The sequence below is a fragment of the Streptomyces sp. NPDC104226 genome (genome assembly GCF_055584085.1).
Map to the genome: position 1 here is coordinate 394,213 of NZ_JBVJMS010000001.1, position 17,214 is coordinate 411,426.

Sequence of the window (17,214 nt, forward strand, 5' to 3'; positions counted from 1 at the left end):
TCCGCGGTTCGGCCGGGAGCGGTGTCACGCCCCGGCGGCGGCCTCGACGCTCTCGTACAGGGACAGGACCGTATCGGCCCCGGTCACCGCGAACAGGCGGCGCAACTGCTCGCCGGGGGCGGCGATGCGCAGGGTCGTGAGGTGGTGGTGCCGCAGCAGCAGGTTCAGGAACGAGGAGTCCCCGAAGGTGATGGAAGCGGCGTCGAGGATCACCAGCGGATGCCGGCCCGCCGCCTCGGTGAGGGCCTCCTCCAGGGGGATCAGGGTGTCCTGGTCCAGTTCTCCCCGGGCCACCACCACCCAGCCGGCTCCGGCCGGGTAGCCGTCCCCGACCACGTTCTGCCCGTATCCGTCCTCTGCTCCGGTCATGTCCGCCTCCCCGGATCGCCAGTCGTACGTTCTTCCCAGGGGAGTATGCCTGCTCCTCGCTCCGGCGCCGCAGCCTCCCGGCCAGGCTCTCCTGCCTGGCTTCCCTGCCGGCTCCGCCTGCCCTGCGCCTCGGGCTCTCACTCGAAGGCGTCCAGGAGGTACAGCCAGGAGCCCGATTCGTCCGAGGAGCGGCGGGGCCGCACGGGGCGCGGATCCGGGTACGTTTCCGCCGCGGCCCTGGCGCGGACGATGTCGGGCCCGCCGCACGCCGCGACCGCGAAGGCCCCGAAGACCTTGGCGAATGCGGCCGGGTCGCGGAACTCCAGCATGAAGGCCCGGCCGTCGCGCAGCGGGACCCAGACCCAGCGCTCGGACGCCGTCCATGCCGACACCGGCTCGGCGTCCGCGGTGGACCGCCCGTCCAGCCACAGGTGCGCCACGTGCAGCAGGTTCACCTTCTCCATGGACAGCCGCTTGCGCCGCACTCGCAGTTCACGGGCCGTCAGCTCGATCCGCTGGTCCTTCTTCGGGTACCAGAAGACGCCGATTCCGAACGGTGCCCACAGCAGGATCCCGATGATCGGCCAGATCAGGGCGTGGTCCCACGACCGGAGCAGTCCGCCGTCCAGCAGGGACACGGCTCCGAAGAACAGGGCCCACTTCGCCGTCATCCGCCAGAACCCGCTGCCCTGCCGGTACAGGACCCGCTGCTTACCCGTCATCGCCATGCCCCCACGCTATCCAGCGGCCCCCTGCCCACCGCAGGCGCCCGTCGGCGGGGACGTCCCGGAATTGACCGGCAGAGACGTCCCGGAAAAGAATTTGGCGTCGAGGTGTGTAGACCCTTTGAGGCGGGGCAGAAGCGCCCCCGGCAGCCGTCAGTCAATCGGGAGGGAGCGGCCACCATGTATCGCTCGGCCACCGTTGTAGGCCCCACGCGTGCAGCAGACGCAGAAGTACCCGTGGGGGAACTGGAGCCCGCGGAAGCGCCCGCGCAGGACGCGGACCTGTTCCAGGTGGAGAACGCCCGGGAGATGGCCCCTGGTGACGCCCGGGAGCTCTCGCGGCTCTTCTTCGCGCGGCTGCGCACCTTGGAAGAGGGGACGCGCGAGTACCAGTACACGCGCAACACGCTCATCGAGATGAACCTGTCCCTGGTCCAGTTCGCCGCGCGACGCTTCCGTGCCCGGGTGCTCGGCGGCGGTCTCGACATGGAGGACATCATCCAGGTGGGGACGATCGGCCTGATCAAGGCCATCGACCGCTACGACACGGAGCGCGAGGTCGAGTTCTCCACCCTCGCTCTCCCGTACATCACGGGTGAGATCAAGCGCTATTTCCGCGACACCACGTGGGCCGTGCACGTACCGCGCCGGCTGCAGGAGCTGCGGACGGAACTCGCCAAGGCCCAGGACGCCCTGAGCGACGTCCTGGGCAGGGCGCCGACGGTCAAGGAGATCGCCGCCCACCTGGAGCTGTCCGAGGAGGAGGTCATAGAGGGGCTGGTGGCCGCGAACGGCTACACGAGCAGTTCCCTCGACGCCACCCCCGTGGACGGGGACGCTTCGCCCGCGGCGGGCCGGACCACCCGGTCGGCGGCGGAGCGCCACGGCTCCGTCGATCCCGGCATGGAACTCTTCGAGGACTTCCACACCCTCGCCCCCCTGCTGGAGCAGCTGGACGAACGCGACCGGCTCATCCTGCAGATGCGCTTCGGGCAGGAGAAGACCCAGGCGGAGATCGGCGCCGCGCTCGGCGTCTCCCAGATGCAGGTCTCCCGCATCCTGTCCCGCACGCTGGCACGGCTGCGCGACGGCATGCTCGCGGTGTAGGAACGGACCATGAACCCCCCATCGGGCGCGGAGGCGGGAGCGGGCGCGCGAGCGCCGCTCACCGCCCGTCCATGGCAGGAACGGGCCGGGGCGCGTCTGAGCGGCAGCTGCGACCTCGACACCCGGCCGTGCCTGTCCGCCGCGCTCGGCGCCGTGACCGCGGTTCCCGGACCCGTCGTCCACCTCGACCTCTCCGCCGTGGTCTTCCTGGACACGACCGCGGTCGCCGCCCTCGTACGGGCCGCGGCCGCCCTCGGCGGGCAGGGGCGGCGCCTGCTCCTCCACGACCCGCCGTACTCGCTCCGCAGGGTCGTGGAGATGTTCCCGGAGGAATGCGCCGCGCTGGAGGTCGCAGCATGATCACTGTTCCTGCGCCCGCCGAGCCCGGGGCCTTCGTCCACCCCGCCCTCTTCTACGAGGACCTCGACGCGTACGTGTCCAGGGTGGGCGGCTTCGTGCGCACCGCCGTGTCGGCCGGTGAACCGGTGCTCGTCGCGGTACCGGGCCCGCACCTGGACGCCCTGCGCGAGAGCCTCGGCGACAGCGCGTCCGCGGTCACCTGGACGGACATGGGCGAACTGGGGCGCAATCCCGGCCGCATCCTGGCCGGCCTGCAGGATTTCGCCGACCTGCACGTCAGCCGGGCGGTCCGGATCGTCGGAGAGCCGATCTGGCCCGGCCGCTCCCCCGCCGAGGTCCTGGAGGCCACCCGGCACGAGGCCCTCATCAACGCGGCCTTCGCCGGCCGGCCCGCCACGGTCCTGTGCCCGTACGACGTACGGGGGCTCGCGCCCGACGTGCTGGCCGGTGCCCGGCGCACGCACCCCACCGTCATCGAGGGGGGCCTGGACCTGCCGAGCCCGGCGTACACCGACGCCGTGCGGGTCTCGGCGGACTGCGACCTGCCGCTGTCCGAACCCGAGGGCGAGCCGCCCCGGTTCGCGTACGCCCACGGCGGACTGGCCGAGGTGCGCGAGTACGCCGACGCCTGGGCCCGCGGGACCGCTCTGGGCGCGGCCCGCCGCGGCGACCTGGTGCTGGCCGTCAGCGAGGCCGCGGCCAACTCCCTGTCCCACGGGGGCGGGAAGGGCATGCTGCGCCTGTGGACCAGCGGCGGTGCACGGGCGGAGGTCGTCGCCGAGATCCGTGACGGCGGCCGTCTGGCCGACCCCCTGGCGGGCCGCCGCCGCCCCTCCCTCGCTTCGGCGAACGGCGGCCGCGGCCTGTGGATGATCCACCAGCTCTGCGATCTCGTCGAGATCCGGGCCGTGGACGACGGCTTCACCCTGCGGCTCCACATGGCAACGCCCTGACACCCGAGGTCACCTACACTCGTGGGCGGGCCCAGGTGTCCTCGGGCCGCTCGGGGGCATACGAACAGTCCGGGACCCGACCACGACCTCGTCGTGCGGTCCCGGGAGCAGCGAACGAAGCAGCGTCGGCACGGGGGTGCGAGAGCACGGTGGAGACCATCGGACCGAAGACGGGAGACCCAGTGAACGGCGGCCTTCCCGGCGGCCTTCCCGGCGGAGGCCAAAGGCGTCGCCTCGCACTGGCGGGCGTCGGGGGCGCGGTGGCCAAGGGACGCGACTTCACGCGCCGGGCCCTGCACGACTGGGGCTGGGACGGAACGGAGACGGCCGAGGACGCCCTGCTCCTCGTGTCCGAGCTGCTGACCAACGCCTCCCTGCACGCGGACGGCTGCCGGGAGCTCGTGCTCACGTCCGGCGCATCGCTGCGCATCGAGGTCTTCGACGGTACGACGGACCTGCCCCTGCTCCACCCGGCCCCGCGGCGCGGCATGCCCGGCGGGCACGGTCTGCACATCGTGGAGCGCCTGTCCGACAGCTGGGGCACGCAGCCGCACGAGCACGGCAAGGCCGTCTGGGCCGAGATCGCGGCCTCCCGGCTGGTGTCCGGCAAGCCCGCACCGCGCTGACGGAGCCGGACCCGCCCCCGGGCCGGCTCCCGGCCCGCTCCTGCCGCCGGGCGGCCCCCGGCCGTCCCGCGAGGGAGGGCGTCGATCGGGCATCCGGGGGCAGGAGCGCGTCATGACCTCTCATCAGTTCACCTCCCTGTCCTTCGCCCCGGCGATCGGCCCGTCCTGGGTGCACCTGCTCGTCATCGCCTTCGCGCTGATCGTCCTCGTGCACACCCTCGTCCGGCACCGGTAGGAGCACGTCCGTACGGTCGTGACCGCCCCGTACGGGTGCTGCCCGCCGGGGAGTTCCCTCAGTGGGAGCGCCCGCCGGCCGTGCCGTGCACCGGCCGAGCCGGGTCCACCAGGATGCGGGGCAGGGCGCCAGGGTGCTTCTCCGCCAGCCAGGCGATCAGCTGCTCCCGTACGGCGCAGCGCACCGTCCACAGGTCGTCGGCGTCCTTGGCCGTGACGATGGCCCGCACCACGATGGTGGAAGGCGTCGTCTCCGTGACGGCGAGGTCCCAGCCCCGGCCGTCCCACTGCGGGCAGGCGTGCAGGATCTCGTGGACCTTGTCCCGCAGGAGGTCCACGGGTGCGCCGTGGTCGCAGTGGAGGAAGACCGTGCCGGTCATCTGGACTCCGCCGCGCGACCAGTTCTCGAACGGCCTGGTGGTGAAGTAGGAGACCGGCATGGTGATGCGGCGTTCGTCCCAGGTCCGTACGGCGAGGAACGTGAGGGTGATCTCCTCGACCACTCCCCACTCGCCCGCGACCACGACCGTGTCGCCTATGCGCACCATGTCGCCGAAGGCGATCTGGAAGCCGGCGAAGAGGTTGCCGAGGGTGGACTGGGCCGCCACGCCCGCCACGATGCCGATGATCCCGGCGGAGGCGAGGAGAGAGGTGCCGAGCGCGCGGAAGCTCGGGAAGGTGAGCAGCATCGCGGCGCCCGCGATCACCGCCACGACGACCGTCACGACCCTCGTGATCAGCGTCACCTGGGTACGGACCCGGCGTACGCGGGCCGGGTCGCGGGTGCCGGTGGCGTAGCGGGCGTACCCCGACTCGACGGCGGCGGAGGCCACGGCCACGATCAGCCAGGCCCCGGCGCCGATCAGGGCGAGCGAGAGGATCCGGCCCGTGGCGGCCGCGTTGTCCCGCAGCGGAGGCCACGCCGTGTGCCGGCGGGCGCCCTGGAGCAGTGCGGCGAGCAGGACGATCTGCAGGGCGTGGCGGCAGCGGCGCAGCAGGTTCCACAAGGGCGTTTCGGGGTGACGTGCGCCGGCGCGGCGGAGCAGTCGGTCGACGGCCCAGCCGGCCGCGGCGGTGAGCAGGATCGAGGCCCCCAGGAGGGCCAGGAGGCGAAGGGCGCTGTTCATGTGTCCCCAGTGGGTGGAAGCGGCACGGACATCCCCGCGCCTGCCCCACGGCAGGGACCTGACACGGGGAGGCCGGCCGCCCGGCTGGGGCGGGGGTCAGTTGCCGCGCTGGAAGGCCTTGCGCCAGCCCGCGCGGCTCGGCTTCGCGATCGGCTTCGTCGGCGGCTTCGCGAGCGGCGTCGGCGCGGGCGTGGGGGTGGGGGCGGGGGTGGGGGCGGGCGCCTGGGTGCCTTGCCGGGGGCGGCGGTGCCACCAGTGCCTGCGGCGGGGGTGCACGGCCCGGCCCAGGCGGCGGCCGATCAGCAGGTAGCCGAGGAGGGCTCCGGTGGTGTTGAGGATGACGTCGTCGATGTCGAAGACACGTCCCGTGACGAGGGCGCCCTGGATCAGCTCCACCAGCGTCATGAGACACACCGTCACCGCGGCGACCCGCAGCAGCCCTCGGGCCGGGGGCATGAGGACGGGCAGGAGCACACCGAACGGCAGGCCGAGCAGCAGGTTCCCGCCCAACTGGCGCACTGCCTGGGCCGTGGACGCGCCGTCCAGGTAGGCGTTGATCGAGTGGCCGGGCCGGACGTTGCTGTGCACCAGGTCCACCGAGGCGACCGAAGGTTCCAGCGTGAGCCGTGCCAGCACCACGCTGAACAGCACGGTCCCGACGAAGGCGGCCACCATGGCCAGCGCCCGGACGACCGGGTGCGCCGGACGGGGTCGTTGCCGGACGGCCGCCACGGGCCCGGTCTCGGGGCTCTCATCGCGCCGCAGCGCTTGTCTCCATGTCATGGCGGCTCGTCTGCCCTGCGCACGGTCCGGTACGCGCCCGGCGGGAGGGCCGGATTCGGACCGGCCCGTCGTCTCAACGTCGTTGCTACACAGGCGAATGAAGGCCCGGAGCCCGGGCAGGCGAGTCCGGGCGGGGCGCCGTCGGCGCCGCGTACGACATCGGAAGAGAGGGCCGGCCGGCACTGCCCCGCCGCCCCCCGTCTGGCGAAGGAGATGTTTCGCGTGACTGAGCATGTGTGGACCTACAGGTCGACCGCGGGCCACCTGACCGGCACCGATCTGATCGGCTACACGGTCGAGGCGACCGACGGCAGCATCGGCAAGGTCGACAAGCACTCCGACGAGGTCGGTGACGCCTACCTGGTCGTGGACACAGGGATCTGGATCTTCGGCAAGGAAGTGCTGCTCCCGGCGAGCACCGTGATCATCGTCGATGCGAACCGGGAGACGATCTACGTCGACGGCACCAAGGAGCAGATCAAGAACGCCCCGGAGTTCCACCGCGAGAAGCACCTGGACGACGTCGGGTACCGCGAGGAGATCGGGACCTACTACTCCATCGGCGGCTTCGGCGGCCGCATCATCTGACCCGTGGGCGGACCGGCGCGGAGCTCTCCTCGTGACCGGTCGGGGCACACGGCTCTGGGCCATACGGAGCAACGGGGGCGTGTTCCCTCCGGGCCGCCGGTCATCCACCGCCCGGGCGGTGGATAGTCGGTCGGGGCAGTCGGGGCGGTCGGCCGCACGGGCTGCCGACCCCGCGCCCGGGCGACAGAGGGAGAGAGTGGATCCGATGGTGAAGAAGGCATTGCTGACGTACGCATTGGCGGCCGGAGTGCTGATCGGGCCGCTGAGCACGGCCGGCTGGGCGGCCGACGGGCTCTCCGCCGGTCACGGCCAGGGCAGGTCCGGCCCCGTGGGCGTGGTCGAAACGCGCGCACCGCTCAACGTCCGCGAGAAGCCGACCGTGTACTCGGACGTGGTGAAGAAGCTGCATCCGAACGAGCGGGTGCTCCTGGTGTGCCAGAAGCGCGGGGGCTGGGTGGACGGCAACCCGGTCTGGTACCGCCTCCACGGCTCGAAGGGCTGGGTCTCGGCCCGCTACGTCCACAACCTCCAGCCGGTCCGCCCCTGCTGAGAGCGCGCCACGTGGTGACATGACGCGAAGGGAGCGGCCCCCTTGACCGGGGGGCCGCTCCCTTCGCGTCACGGGCGCCGGGGCTCAACCGCGCCGTGCCCGGCGGCTGCGACGGGCCACCAGGGCCGCCGCCAGTACTCCGACGCCGGTGATCCACGCGGTCCGGTGGCTCCGTACCGTGGTCGCGGCCCGCACGGCCTTGCCCCGTGCGGAGTCGAGCTTTCCGTCCTCCACGAGGCGGCCGAGCTCCTTCCGGGTCCGGACGGCCTGTCGGCGGAGCGCCTGTGCGCCGGGGAGGGTCTTCATTGCGTGCAATCCGGTCGTCGTCATCGCGGTTCCCTTCCTTCGAGTACTCCGCCCGCCCGCGGGCCGGCCGGGTGACGTGCGCCCCTGCGGCGTCTGCCTGTCGGGCGTGCTGCGCGGATACCCCGCAACGCGCCTACCACACAGCCGAGTTGCTCCGGAACGGGAGGGCCGTCAGGCCGACAGGTCGAGTTCGTAGACCTGGCCGATCAGATCGGCGCCGAAACTGTGGTGCGGCTCCTCCTCCACGAGCCGGAAGCCGGCGGACAGGTAGATCCCGCGTGCGGCCGCGAGGACGTCGTTGGTCCACAGCCGGATCCGCTCGTATCCCGCCTCGCGGGCGAAGTCCACGCACTGCGCGACCAGGCGCGAGCCCAGGCGGTGACCACGGGCGGCGGGGTCGACCAGGAGGATCCGCAGTTTGGCGGTGCGCGCGGCGCCCTCGCCGCCTTCCGCGCCTTCCGCGCCCTCGGCATCCTCGGCGTCTTCGTGGGCCACGCAGAACACGCTGCCGACCCGGCGCCCGTCCAGTTCGGCGATCCAGGCCGCCTCGCGGGCGGGATCGTGGCCGGCGGCGTAATCCGCGGCGATCCGTGCGACCAGGGCCTCGAAGCTGATGTCCCAGCCGAATTCCTTCGCGTACTGCTCACCGTGGGCCATCACCACCCAGCCGAGATCGCCCGGCTCCCCCAGCGGCCGGATCACCGCACGGACCTCGTTCATGGGGAACCTCTCTCCGAATCCTCGCACTGAAACGACTGTTTCAGTAAAGCATAATGTCCGGGTGACCCCTTCCGACCGCGCCGACTCCGCCCGCAAGCAGCAGCTCCTGGAGCTGGCCTACGCCCACGTGCTCGACCACGGGCTGGCGGACATGTCCCTGCGCCCCCTGGCCGAGGCGATCGGCAGCAGTCCGCGCGTACTCCTCTTCCTGTTCGGCAGCAAGGACGCGCTGGTGCAGGCGCTGCTCGCGCGGGCCCGGCAGGACGAGACGGACATGCTCGAAGCCGTGCACCGGGCCCGGCCGGAACACGGGCTCGCGCGCACGGGAGAGCTGGTGTGGGGCTGGCTCGCCGATCCTGGACACCGCAAGCTCCTCACCCTCTGGGTCGAGGGCTATGCGCGCTCGCTGGGCGGCGGCACCGGGCCCTGGGCGGGGTTCGCGGAGCGGACGATCGCCGACTGGCTGGAGGTCTTCGCCGCCGCCCAGCCGCCGGCCCGGCGCGACACGCCCGAGGGCCTCGCCGAGCGCACCCTGCTGCTCTCGGTCCTGCGCGGGGCACTGCTGGACCTCCTGGCCAGCCGGGACGCGCAGCGCACCACGGCGGCGGTGACCGCCCATCTGCGCACTCTCGACGCCCGTGCAGAGGACGCGCCGGCGGAGCGGGGCGGGCCCGGGGACCGGTCCGCCGACGGGGCCGACAGGACCGATCGCGCCGCCCGGACGGTCGCGGCGCCGCCGGCGGCCGTCTACGCCGCCCTCCTCGACCGCGCGTCCCTCGAAGCCTGGCTCCCGCCGGACGGGATGAGCGGGCGGATCGAGCGGTGGGACCCGCGGCCGGGCGGCGGGTTCCGGATGGTCCTCACCTACCTCGACCACCTCGACGCCGCCCTCGATCCCGCCGAGGGCCCCGGCAAGACCTCGGACGCGACCGACGTCGTCGACGTCTGGTTCACCGGCCTGATGCCCTCGGAACGCGTGGTGCAGCAGGCCGTGTTCGATTCCGACGACCCCTCGTACGCCGGCACCATGACGATGACCTGGCACCTCGCCGCCGCCGACGGGGGCACCGAGGTGACCGTCACCGCCACCGGCGTTCCGCCCGGCATCGACCAGGCGGACCACGAGGCGGGCATCGCCTCCTCACTGGCCCACCTGGCGTCGTACCTCGAGACGGCCCCGTGAAGCGACGCGGTGGCGTACCCCGCTAGTTGCTCACCGAGGTGGGGGCGGTTTCGGTCGTGGGCCCCGCCTGGTCCCGCAGTTCGAGCTGCTGCGGCCGGAGGGCGGGAATGAGGGCGGCAATGGCCCCGGACAGCAGGGCGAAGCCGCCACCCATGAGCAGGCCGGTGCGGAAGCCCGCCTCGGAGGTGAAGGTGAATCCGCCCGCCGTGGTGGTCATCCGGGCCAGGACGACACCGACGACGGCGGCTCCGACGGAGGTGCCCAGGGAGCGCATGAGGGCGTTGAAGCCGTTGGCGGCGCCGGTTTCCGTCAGGGGCACTGCACTCATGATCAGGGCGGGCATGGCTCCGTAGGCGAGGGCGACACCGCTGTTGATGACCATGACGGCGGCCATCAGTCCGACGGCCGTTCCGGAGAAGAGCAGCGCGACGCCGTAACCGGCGGCCAGGACGAGCGCTCCGCAGACGAGGGTGAGCTTCGGGCCGTGGAGGTTGGTGAGCTTGCCCCCGAGGGGGGACACGGCCATCATCATCAGCCCGCCGGGCAGCATCCACATGCCGGCCGCCAGCATGGACTGGCCCAGGCCGTAGCCGGTGGCGGCGGGGAACTGCAGCAGTTGCGGGATGACCAGCATGCTCGCGTACATGCCGAAGCCGATGGAGACGGAGGCGAGGTTGGTCAGCAGAACGCGCGGGCGGACCGTGGTGCGCAGGTCGACCAGCGGGTCGGTGGTCCGCCATTCGAACCACCCCCAGGCGGCCAGGACCACGACCGCGGTGGCGATCAGGCCGAGGGTGGTGGCGGATCCCCAGCCCCAGTCGGCGCCCTTGGACACGAACAGCAGCAGGGACACCAGGCCGGCCGCGAGGCCCAGCGCACCGATCACGTCGAAGCGCTGCCCCTTGGCGGCGGCCGGGACGTCGGGAATGAAGGCCACGATCATGACGGCGACGCAGCCGGCGAGCGCCGCGGACCCCCAGAACAGGAAGCGCCAGCTCGTGTACTGGGCGACGGCAGCGGAGAGCGGGAGGCCGATGCCGCCGCCGATTCCCATGGAGGCGCTCACGAGGGCGATGGAGGAACTGAGCTTCTCGGCGGGGAGGATGTCGCGGAGCAGGGCGATGCCCAGCGGGATCATGCCCATGCCGACGCCCTGCAGGCCCCGCCCGATGATCATCTGGACGACGCCGCCGGCCAGTGCGCACACCACCGAGCCGATGATCAGCGGTATGCAACAGGCCAGGAGCATGCGGCGCTTGCCGAGCATGTCGCCGAGGCGCCCGCTGATGGGTACGCACACGCCCGCGACCAGGAGGGTGGCCGTGACGACCCACGCGGAGTTGGAGTGGGAGGTGTGGAGGATGTTCGGCAGGTCGGCCAGCAGCGGCGTGACCAGCGTCTGCATGACGGCTGCGGCGATGCCCGCGAGTGCGAGCGTCGCGATCACCTTGCCGGTGCGGGGGGCGGCCGTGGGCGGCTGTTGCATGTGAGAGGTCCTAGCTGGTGTCGTGCCGGGGGTCGGCGCACCCCATATTCAGTAGTCAACTATCAGTTCGCCGCGGGCGACGTGTCAACCGGATCTGAGCGTCGACTATCAGTTGTATTGTCGGCAGCGTGCCGACCGACAGCCCCAAACCCCTGCGCGCCGACGCCGTGCGCAACATCGAGAAGATCGTGCGAGCGGCACGCGACGTGTACGCCGAGCTCGGACCCGATGCGCCGCTCGACGAGATCGCACGGCGGGCCGGCGTGGGCATCGCCACGCTCTTCCGCCGCTTCCCCGACAAGGCCGCCCTGCTCCGGGCCGTGATCGACCAGCAGTTCACCCAGGACGTGCTGCCCGTCATCGACCGCGGACTGGCCGACGAGGATCCTCGCCACGGCCTGACCGTCGTACTCGAGGCCGCCTTGGCCTCGGCGGCCGACGAGCACCACGTCCTGACCGCCGCCCGCAAGGCAGGCGTACTCTCCGCCGAGGTCAGCGCCCGGTTCTTCGATGCGCTCGACCCGCTGGTGGTACGGGGGCAGCAGGCCGGCGTGATCCGCGGGGACCTGGTGCCCGACGACCTGAAGAGGATCATGAGCATGCTGGTCAGCGTGCTGTGGACCATGGACCCCGCCGAGGAGGGCTGGCGCCGCTACGTGGCCCTGGTCATGGACGGACTGGGCCCGGCGGCGGCAAGCCCGCTCCCCCACCCGGCTCCCCCGCTCCTGCGCCGCCCGCAGGAGTGACCCCCTCCGGGCCGCAGACGGCCCGGATCAGTTCGTGCGGCGTGCGGCCCAGACGGTGCGCTCGGTCCGGACGGCGAGGTCCTCGCGGCGCAGGATGCTCTCGGGGCCGTCGGTGTCGAGCAGCCGGTCGAGTGCGGCGAGGTCCTCGGGCGGGAGGACCTCGGCGATGCTGCCGCGCAGGCGCTGCAGGCTGCCGAGGGCGTACGCGCCGACCGCCTCGCTGCGGGCGCCGTCGATGTTCACGTCGATCACCCGGTCGCCGTCGAGGAGGAATCCGGCCGCGGCGAGCTTGGGTCCCCAGTCGGCGCCCCGGTGGGGTACGTGCTCGGCGTGGTAGCTCTCGCTCGCGGTGTGGCAGCGCTCTTCCAGTCCGGGCCTGCCTTCGGGGGCGCCCTCGGGCAGGAAGCGGGGGAAGCCCGCCAGCTCGACGACGGCGAACAGCCCGCCGGGGGCGAGCAGTTCGCGGACCGTGCGCAGGGCCCGGTCCGGGTCGGCCATGTGGTGCATCGAGGCCGAGGCCCACACCAGGTCGGGCGCGCCGAGGTCGGGCCACTCGGCTTCGTCGAGGTCGGCCTGCACGGTGCGGACCCGGCCCTCGACGCCGCGGGCGCAGGCCTTCTCCCGCAGGCGCTGCAGGTGTCCGGCCGAGGAGTCGACGGCCGTGACGTGCGCTTCGGGGAACCGGTCGAGCAGGGCGAAGGTACCGGCTCCCGTGCCGCAGCCCAGATCCACGATGTGGCGAGGGGGCTCGGCCAGGGGCAGCCACGTGGTGATGTCGGCGATGTGCTCGGCGAGGACCTCCGCGTCCAGGTCGAGGATCTCCGCCTGGGCCTCGAGGTCCTGGCGGGTGTGGCCGTGATCACGGCCGTGCCCGGCATGGCCGTGGGGGGCATGCCCCTGGCTGCCGTGCCCGTGTCCGCCGTGACCGTGCTCGTCGTGCGTGTGTCCTGCGGGGCCGTGCCCGTCGTGGGCCTGCCCGTCGTGGCCGTGTCCGGTGTGGGCGATGCCCGGCTGGGGGGTGTGCTGTGCGTGGGTCATAGTTCCACGGTAGGAGGCTCATGCTCTTGCCGCATCGAGTCTTGCGGTTAAGGCAAGAAGATGGCCTCATCGCCCCCGGGACGCGCAAGACGGCCTAGCCCTGAGCAGGGCCTTCGCCGCCCCCGCCGCCTCCCGCGTCGCCGGCGGTGCCGTCCCGCTGGTGGCCGCGGCGGGCGTCGCGGTCGAAGATGCCCAGGATCTCGCACGGTCCCCCCTCGGCACCGATCGCGTGCGGCAGCATCGTGGGGAACTCCGCCGACTGGTTGGCCTCGATGCGGAAGCGGCGGTGCCCCAGCAGGAGGATCGCGGTGCCCGACAGGACCACGAGCCATTCCCGCCCGGGGTGCGCGCGCATGCGGGACGGGTTGTCCGGCGGCGGCTCGGTCATGCGCTGGCGGATGACCGTCATACCGGGCTCGCCCTTGATCGGCCAGCGCATCTGCCCGCGGGCGGCGTCGATCATCGGGCTGGTGACGACGTCGTCGGTCGCGGTCTCCACCAGTTGGTCCAAGGTGGTGTCGAGCGCGCGGGCCAGCGTGACGAGACTGTCCAGTGCCAGACGGCGCTGACCGTTCTCGATGCGGCTGAGCGTGGACTGACTGAGCCGCGCCCGCACGGCCAGTTCCTCCAGGGACCAGCCCTGCGCCACCCGCAGTGCGCGGATGCGCTTGCGCACGAGGCTGTCCAGGTCATCGTCTTCTTGCGTCATAGGCAACATTGTATGCCCGTGTTGCAAGTCGCGGTTAGCGTCGTGTGCAGACGGCCGGCCCAGGACCACCGGGCCGGCACGAAGGAAATCCGGGAAGGAAACCGAGGACATGACCGCGATGACTACCGCATACGCGACCGACGCGCTGCCGGACGGAACCGTCGACGCCGTGGTGATCGGCGGCGGCGCCGCCGGTCTGAACGGTGCGCTGATGCTCGCCCGCTCCCGCCGCTCCGTCGTCGTGATCGACAGCGGCACCCCGCGCAACGCGCCCGCCGGGGGCGTGCACGGCCTCTTCGCCCTGGACGGCACCCCGCCGGCGGAGCTGTACGGGCGGGGCCGCGAGGACGTACGCCGCTACGGCGGCCTCGTCGTCTCCGGGGAGGTCTCCGCCGCCGAGCACGCCGCCCCCTCCCCCGACGGCGACCTGCGCTTCACCGTCACCCTGGCCGACGGCCGGACCCTGACGGCGCGCCGCCTGCTGGTGGCCACCGGTCTGCGCGACGTACTGCCCGAGCTGCCCGGGCTGGCGGAGCACTGGGGCCACAGCGTGGTGCACTGCCCGTACTGTCACGGCTGGGAGGTGCGCGACGAGCCGATCGGGGTCCTCGCCACCGGCCCCGCATCGATCCACCACGCCCTGCTGTTCCGTCAGCTCACCGACGACCTCGTCTATTTCACGCACGGCACCGAGCTCGACGAGGAGACCCGTACGCGCTTCTCCGCACGCGGCATCCAGGTCGTCGACGGCCCGGTCGCCGAGGTCGTGGGGGACGGCGACGGCGGCATCGGCAGTGTCCGTCTCGCGGACGGCCGGGTCGTCGCCCGCCGCGTCCTCGCGGTGGCGACCACGCTCGTGGCCCGGACCGAGGGCCTGGCGGGCCTGGGTCTGCCGGTGGAGGACCTGCCCGGCGGCGGCCGCCGATTCGTCTCCGGCGCGGCCGGCGCCACCGACGTGCCGGGGGTGTGGGTGGCCGGCAACGTCACCGACCCGATCGCCCAGGTGGGAGCCTCGGCCGCGGCCGGGGCGCTGGCGGGTGCCCACATCAACGCCCTCCTCGCCGTCGCCGACACCGACGCGGCGGTCGCGGCGGCCGCCACCACCGTCTGACGCGGAGCGGGCCCCGCTCCGCCCCCTCCCCCACACCTCCCCACCGGCAGCGCCGGACCCGGCCCGGCGCTGCCTTCCGCATGCCCTTTTCCGAGAGGAAGCCATGAGTACGCACCAGCCAGCAGGGGCGGCAGCCCCCGACGCGCCCGGAGCCGTCCACAGTGAGGACGCCCCGGACCCGCGCCGTCTGCGCATCATCCTGATCACCGTGTGCATCGCGTTGATGGCCGTCATCGCCTCGGTCTCCGGGCTGAACGTCGCCCAGCCCGATCTCGCCGTCGAGTTCGGCGCCTCGCAGAGCACCGTCCTGTGGATCATCAACCTCTACACCCTGACCCTGGCCGCGCTCCTGCTCCCGCTGGGAGCGCTCGGGGACCGGCTGGGGCGCAAGCCCACCCTGATCGCCGGCCTGACCGTCTTCGGCATCGCGAGCGCCCTCGCCGGGCTGGCCCCGTCGGCCGAGGTCATGCTCGCCGCCCGCCTGCTCAGCGGTGTGGGCGCCGCGATGATCATGCCCGTCACCCTCGCCGTGATCACCTCCACCTTCCCCGAGGAGCAGCGCGGCCGGGCGATCGGCGTGTGGACCGGCGTCGCCGGAGGCGGCGGCATCCTCGGCATGTTCCTCTCCGCCGCGCTCGTCGACGTGGCCGACTGGCGCTACCTCTTCGTCCTGCCCTTGGTGCTGGTCGTCGTGGCCCTCGCCCTGGCGCTGCGATCGGTCCCCGACTCCCGCGAGGCACCGAGCCACTCCTTCGACACCGTCGGCGCAGTGACCTCCGTCGTCGCCGCGGTCGGCCTCATCTTCGCTCTGCAGGAAGGGCCGGAGCGCGGCTGGTCGGATCCCGCCACCCTGACCGGCCTCACGGCCGGGCTCCTCGCCGCCGTGGCCTTCGTGGCCTGGGAACTGCGGCTGCGGGACGCCGCGCTGCTCGACGTACGGCTGTTCCGCGAGCGCGGACTGGCCGGCGGCTCCCTCACCCTGCTCACGGTCTTCGGCGTGCAGGCGGGCATCTTCGTGGTGCTCTTCCCCTTCCTGCAGGCCGTTCTGGGCTGGTCGGGCATCAGGTCCACACTGGCGCTCATGCCCATGGCCGTGGCCATGATGGCGGCCTCCGGCCTGGCTCCCCGGCTGACTCCGCGCATCGGTGCGCGGGCGACCATGGCGACCGGCATCCTGCTGGCGGGCACCGGTCTCGCCCTCATGGCGGGCATCGTCTCCGTCGACGGCGGCTACCCGTCGGTCCTTCCCGGCATGCTCGCCATGGGCGTCGGCATGGGCCTGGCGATGACGCCCTCGACCGAGGCCATCACCGGCTCCCTGCCCCGGGAGCGCCAGGGCGTCGCCTCCGCGCTCAACGACGTCACCCGCGAGTTCGGCACCGCCCTGGGTGTGGCCCTGCTCGGAGCGCTGCTGTCGGCCGGCTACCGCGGCGCCGTCGACGGGCGGCTCGACGGGATCCCCCAGGGCGCCGCCGACGCCGCGAGGGAGGGCGTCGCCAACGCCGTCGCGGCCGCGGGCGGTGCGGGGCCCCGGGCACAGGCCCTCGTCGACGCCGCCCGGCAGTCCTTCGTCGAGGGCTGGCAGCAGGCCATGTGGGCGGGGGTGGCCGTCATGGGCGTCCTGTTCCTCTACGTCCTCACCCGCGGCCCGGAGAAGCCGGTTCCGGCACCCGCGCGGGAGTCGGTGGCAAAGGCGGAGTCGCACTCGAACTCGAACTCGGACCCCGACGTCCTTTCCGCGAGGTGACGAGCAGATATATCCCTCTATGTCATCATCCCTTGCATGAGTGAAGTCGAGATCCTCCCGCTGCAACTGCCCCACCTCGATGCCGTTCTCGACCTCGGCTACCGGTCCTTCGACGTGCAGGCGATGCCCTACACCTCCTGGTCCCTGTCCTCGGTGGCCGCTCACTGGGACGCGCAGCCGGACGCCTGCTGGATCGCCCGCGACGAGGAGGGGCTGCTCGGATTCGTCCTCGGGTCGCTGTCCTACGACGAGCGGGAGGACTGGGGCTACCTGGAGTGGATCGCGCTGGAGGAACGCGCCCGGGGCCGGGGCGTGGCGAGCTCCCTGGTCGAGCACTGCTGCGCCGCGCTCTTCGCGGCGGGGGCGTCACGGATCATCACCGACGTGGAGAGCGGCAACGCGGCCTCGGCGGCGATGATGCGGCGCAACGGGTTCGCCGAGAAGGTCACGGTCACCCTCTTCGTGCGCCCGAACCCGCGGGAACACACCGCCACGGCCTCGCACTCCTCCCAGGATCCGGCCCGTTCCCGGCTCCGCCGCGCCGCCCGGGCGAGCGGCGGCGCCAAGGCACCGTAGACGTGCAGACGTCCAGACATGCAGAGACGCACCCCGTCACGGGCCGACGCCCGGCGCGTGCGCGCCCCGACGTGCGCCTGCGCGCCTCCGCACGCCCCCGCAGCAGGGATGACCGCGGACCGGAGCCGACCCGAACATGAACTGCCCCATCATCCGGGGCAACTCGGCCA

21 protein-coding genes are annotated in these 17,214 nt (G+C 72.7%); 12 read left to right on the plus strand and 9 right to left on the minus strand.

Features of this window, described 5'->3' with window-relative positions:
• Positions 1–24: 24 nt before the first annotated feature.
• Both ACZ60J_RS01765 and ACZ60J_RS01770 read right to left on the minus strand, forming a co-directional pair.
• A complete protein-coding gene (locus tag ACZ60J_RS01765; RefSeq protein ID WP_469678066.1) occupies positions 25–369 on the minus strand; it encodes an STAS domain-containing protein in 345 nt (114 codons plus the stop codon).
• 137 nt (positions 370–506) lie between these two features.
• Complete coding sequence (locus tag ACZ60J_RS01770) at positions 507–1,097, minus strand: hypothetical protein (protein WP_469678068.1); 591 nt, start codon at positions 1,095–1,097, stop codon at positions 507–509.
• A gap of 177 nt (positions 1,098–1,274) precedes the next feature.
• On the opposite strand from ACZ60J_RS01770, the gene ACZ60J_RS01775 reads away from it, so the two are divergent.
• The 5 genes from ACZ60J_RS01775 to ACZ60J_RS01795 all read left to right on the plus strand — a co-directional run bounded on the left by ACZ60J_RS01775 (position 1,275) and on the right by ACZ60J_RS01795 (position 4,375).
• Entirely contained in the window at positions 1,275–2,201 is a 927-nt protein-coding gene (locus ACZ60J_RS01775; protein WP_469678070.1) for a SigB/SigF/SigG family RNA polymerase sigma factor, read from the plus strand.
• Positions 2,202–2,210: 9 nt separating this feature from the next.
• The gene (locus tag ACZ60J_RS01780) at positions 2,211–2,561 is read left to right on the plus strand and encodes an STAS domain-containing protein (RefSeq protein ID WP_469678072.1); all 351 of its coding nucleotides are present in this window, start codon (positions 2,211–2,213) and stop codon (positions 2,559–2,561) included.
• Positions 2,558–3,514 carry an anti-sigma factor RsbA family regulatory protein gene (locus tag ACZ60J_RS01785; RefSeq protein WP_469678074.1) on the plus strand — a complete coding sequence of 319 codons (957 nt, stop codon included), beginning with the start codon at positions 2,558–2,560 and terminating at the stop codon, positions 3,512–3,514. Before ACZ60J_RS01780 ends, ACZ60J_RS01785 begins: the two co-directional genes overlap by 4 nt.
• Before the next feature lie 260 nt (positions 3,515–3,774).
• The gene (locus ACZ60J_RS01790) at positions 3,775–4,140 is read left to right on the plus strand and encodes an ATP-binding protein (protein WP_469678076.1); all 366 of its coding nucleotides are present in this window, start codon (positions 3,775–3,777) and stop codon (positions 4,138–4,140) included.
• 112 nt (positions 4,141–4,252) lie between these two features.
• Positions 4,253–4,375: a hypothetical protein gene (locus ACZ60J_RS01795; RefSeq protein WP_469678078.1), complete on the plus strand. Its 123-nt coding sequence runs from the start codon at positions 4,253–4,255 to the stop codon at positions 4,373–4,375.
• 58 nt (positions 4,376–4,433) lie between these two features.
• Here ACZ60J_RS01795 and ACZ60J_RS01800 read toward each other — a convergent pair whose 3' ends face one another.
• Together ACZ60J_RS01800 and ACZ60J_RS01805 are read right to left on the minus strand one after the other, a co-directional pair.
• Entirely contained in the window at positions 4,434–5,501 is a 1,068-nt protein-coding gene (locus tag ACZ60J_RS01800) for a mechanosensitive ion channel family protein (protein WP_469678080.1), read from the minus strand.
• Positions 5,502–5,597: 96 nt separating this feature from the next.
• Complete coding sequence (locus tag ACZ60J_RS01805) at positions 5,598–6,284, minus strand: VanZ family protein (RefSeq protein WP_469678082.1); 687 nt, start codon at positions 6,282–6,284, stop codon at positions 5,598–5,600.
• 222 nt (positions 6,285–6,506) lie between these two features.
• On the opposite strand from ACZ60J_RS01805, the gene ACZ60J_RS01810 reads away from it, so the two are divergent.
• Together ACZ60J_RS01810 and ACZ60J_RS01815 are read left to right on the plus strand one after the other, a co-directional pair.
• Positions 6,507–6,872: a PRC-barrel domain-containing protein gene (locus ACZ60J_RS01810; RefSeq protein ID WP_469678084.1), complete on the plus strand. Its 366-nt coding sequence runs from the start codon at positions 6,507–6,509 to the stop codon at positions 6,870–6,872.
• Positions 6,873–7,077: 205 nt separating this feature from the next.
• Entirely contained in the window at positions 7,078–7,422 is a 345-nt protein-coding gene (locus ACZ60J_RS01815; protein ID WP_469678086.1) for an SH3 domain-containing protein, read from the plus strand.
• A gap of 84 nt (positions 7,423–7,506) precedes the next feature.
• Here the strand turns inward: ACZ60J_RS01815 and ACZ60J_RS01820 are convergent, their stop codons facing one another.
• Positions 7,507–7,752 carry a hypothetical protein gene (locus ACZ60J_RS01820; RefSeq protein WP_469678088.1) on the minus strand — a complete coding sequence of 82 codons (246 nt, stop codon included), beginning with the start codon at positions 7,750–7,752 and terminating at the stop codon, positions 7,507–7,509.
• Between the two features lie 147 nt (positions 7,753–7,899).
• Positions 7,900–8,448 (minus strand): GNAT family N-acetyltransferase, encoded by a 549-nt coding sequence (locus tag ACZ60J_RS01825; RefSeq protein WP_469678090.1) that lies wholly within the window; start codon positions 8,446–8,448, stop codon positions 7,900–7,902.
• 61 nt (positions 8,449–8,509) lie between these two features.
• Here ACZ60J_RS01825 and ACZ60J_RS01830 point away from each other — a divergent pair, with 61 nt between their 5' ends.
• Positions 8,510–9,631 carry an SRPBCC domain-containing protein gene (locus ACZ60J_RS01830; RefSeq protein WP_469678092.1) on the plus strand — a complete coding sequence of 374 codons (1,122 nt, stop codon included), beginning with the start codon at positions 8,510–8,512 and terminating at the stop codon, positions 9,629–9,631.
• 22 nt (positions 9,632–9,653) lie between these two features.
• Here the strand turns inward: ACZ60J_RS01830 and ACZ60J_RS01835 are convergent, their stop codons facing one another.
• Positions 9,654–11,117: an MFS transporter gene (locus ACZ60J_RS01835; RefSeq protein ID WP_469678094.1), complete on the minus strand. Its 1,464-nt coding sequence runs from the start codon at positions 11,115–11,117 to the stop codon at positions 9,654–9,656.
• Between the two features lie 128 nt (positions 11,118–11,245).
• Here ACZ60J_RS01835 and ACZ60J_RS01840 point away from each other — a divergent pair, with 128 nt between their 5' ends.
• Entirely contained in the window at positions 11,246–11,863 is a 618-nt protein-coding gene (locus ACZ60J_RS01840; RefSeq protein ID WP_469678096.1) for a TetR/AcrR family transcriptional regulator, read from the plus strand.
• Positions 11,864–11,890: 27 nt separating this feature from the next.
• On the opposite strand, the gene ACZ60J_RS01845 is transcribed toward ACZ60J_RS01840, so the two are convergent.
• Both ACZ60J_RS01845 and ACZ60J_RS01850 read right to left on the minus strand, forming a co-directional pair.
• Positions 11,891–12,901: a class I SAM-dependent methyltransferase gene (locus tag ACZ60J_RS01845; RefSeq protein ID WP_469678098.1), complete on the minus strand. Its 1,011-nt coding sequence runs from the start codon at positions 12,899–12,901 to the stop codon at positions 11,891–11,893.
• Positions 12,902–12,995: 94 nt separating this feature from the next.
• On the minus strand, positions 12,996–13,619 hold the full coding sequence (locus tag ACZ60J_RS01850) for a helix-turn-helix domain-containing protein (RefSeq protein WP_469678100.1): 624 nt from the start codon (positions 13,617–13,619) through the stop codon (positions 12,996–12,998).
• Between the two features lie 100 nt (positions 13,620–13,719).
• Here ACZ60J_RS01850 and ACZ60J_RS01855 point away from each other — a divergent pair, with 100 nt between their 5' ends.
• The 3 genes from ACZ60J_RS01855 to ACZ60J_RS01865 all read left to right on the plus strand — a co-directional run bounded on the left by ACZ60J_RS01855 (position 13,720) and on the right by ACZ60J_RS01865 (position 17,044).
• Positions 13,720–14,721 carry an NAD(P)/FAD-dependent oxidoreductase gene (locus tag ACZ60J_RS01855; protein WP_469678102.1) on the plus strand — a complete coding sequence of 334 codons (1,002 nt, stop codon included), beginning with the start codon at positions 13,720–13,722 and terminating at the stop codon, positions 14,719–14,721.
• A gap of 103 nt (positions 14,722–14,824) precedes the next feature.
• Entirely contained in the window at positions 14,825–16,468 is a 1,644-nt protein-coding gene (locus ACZ60J_RS01860; RefSeq protein WP_469678104.1) for an MFS transporter, read from the plus strand.
• Between the two features lie 36 nt (positions 16,469–16,504).
• The gene (locus tag ACZ60J_RS01865; RefSeq protein ID WP_469678106.1) at positions 16,505–17,044 is read left to right on the plus strand and encodes a GNAT family N-acetyltransferase; all 540 of its coding nucleotides are present in this window, start codon (positions 16,505–16,507) and stop codon (positions 17,042–17,044) included.
• The last annotated feature ends 170 nt before the right edge of the window (positions 17,045–17,214 follow it).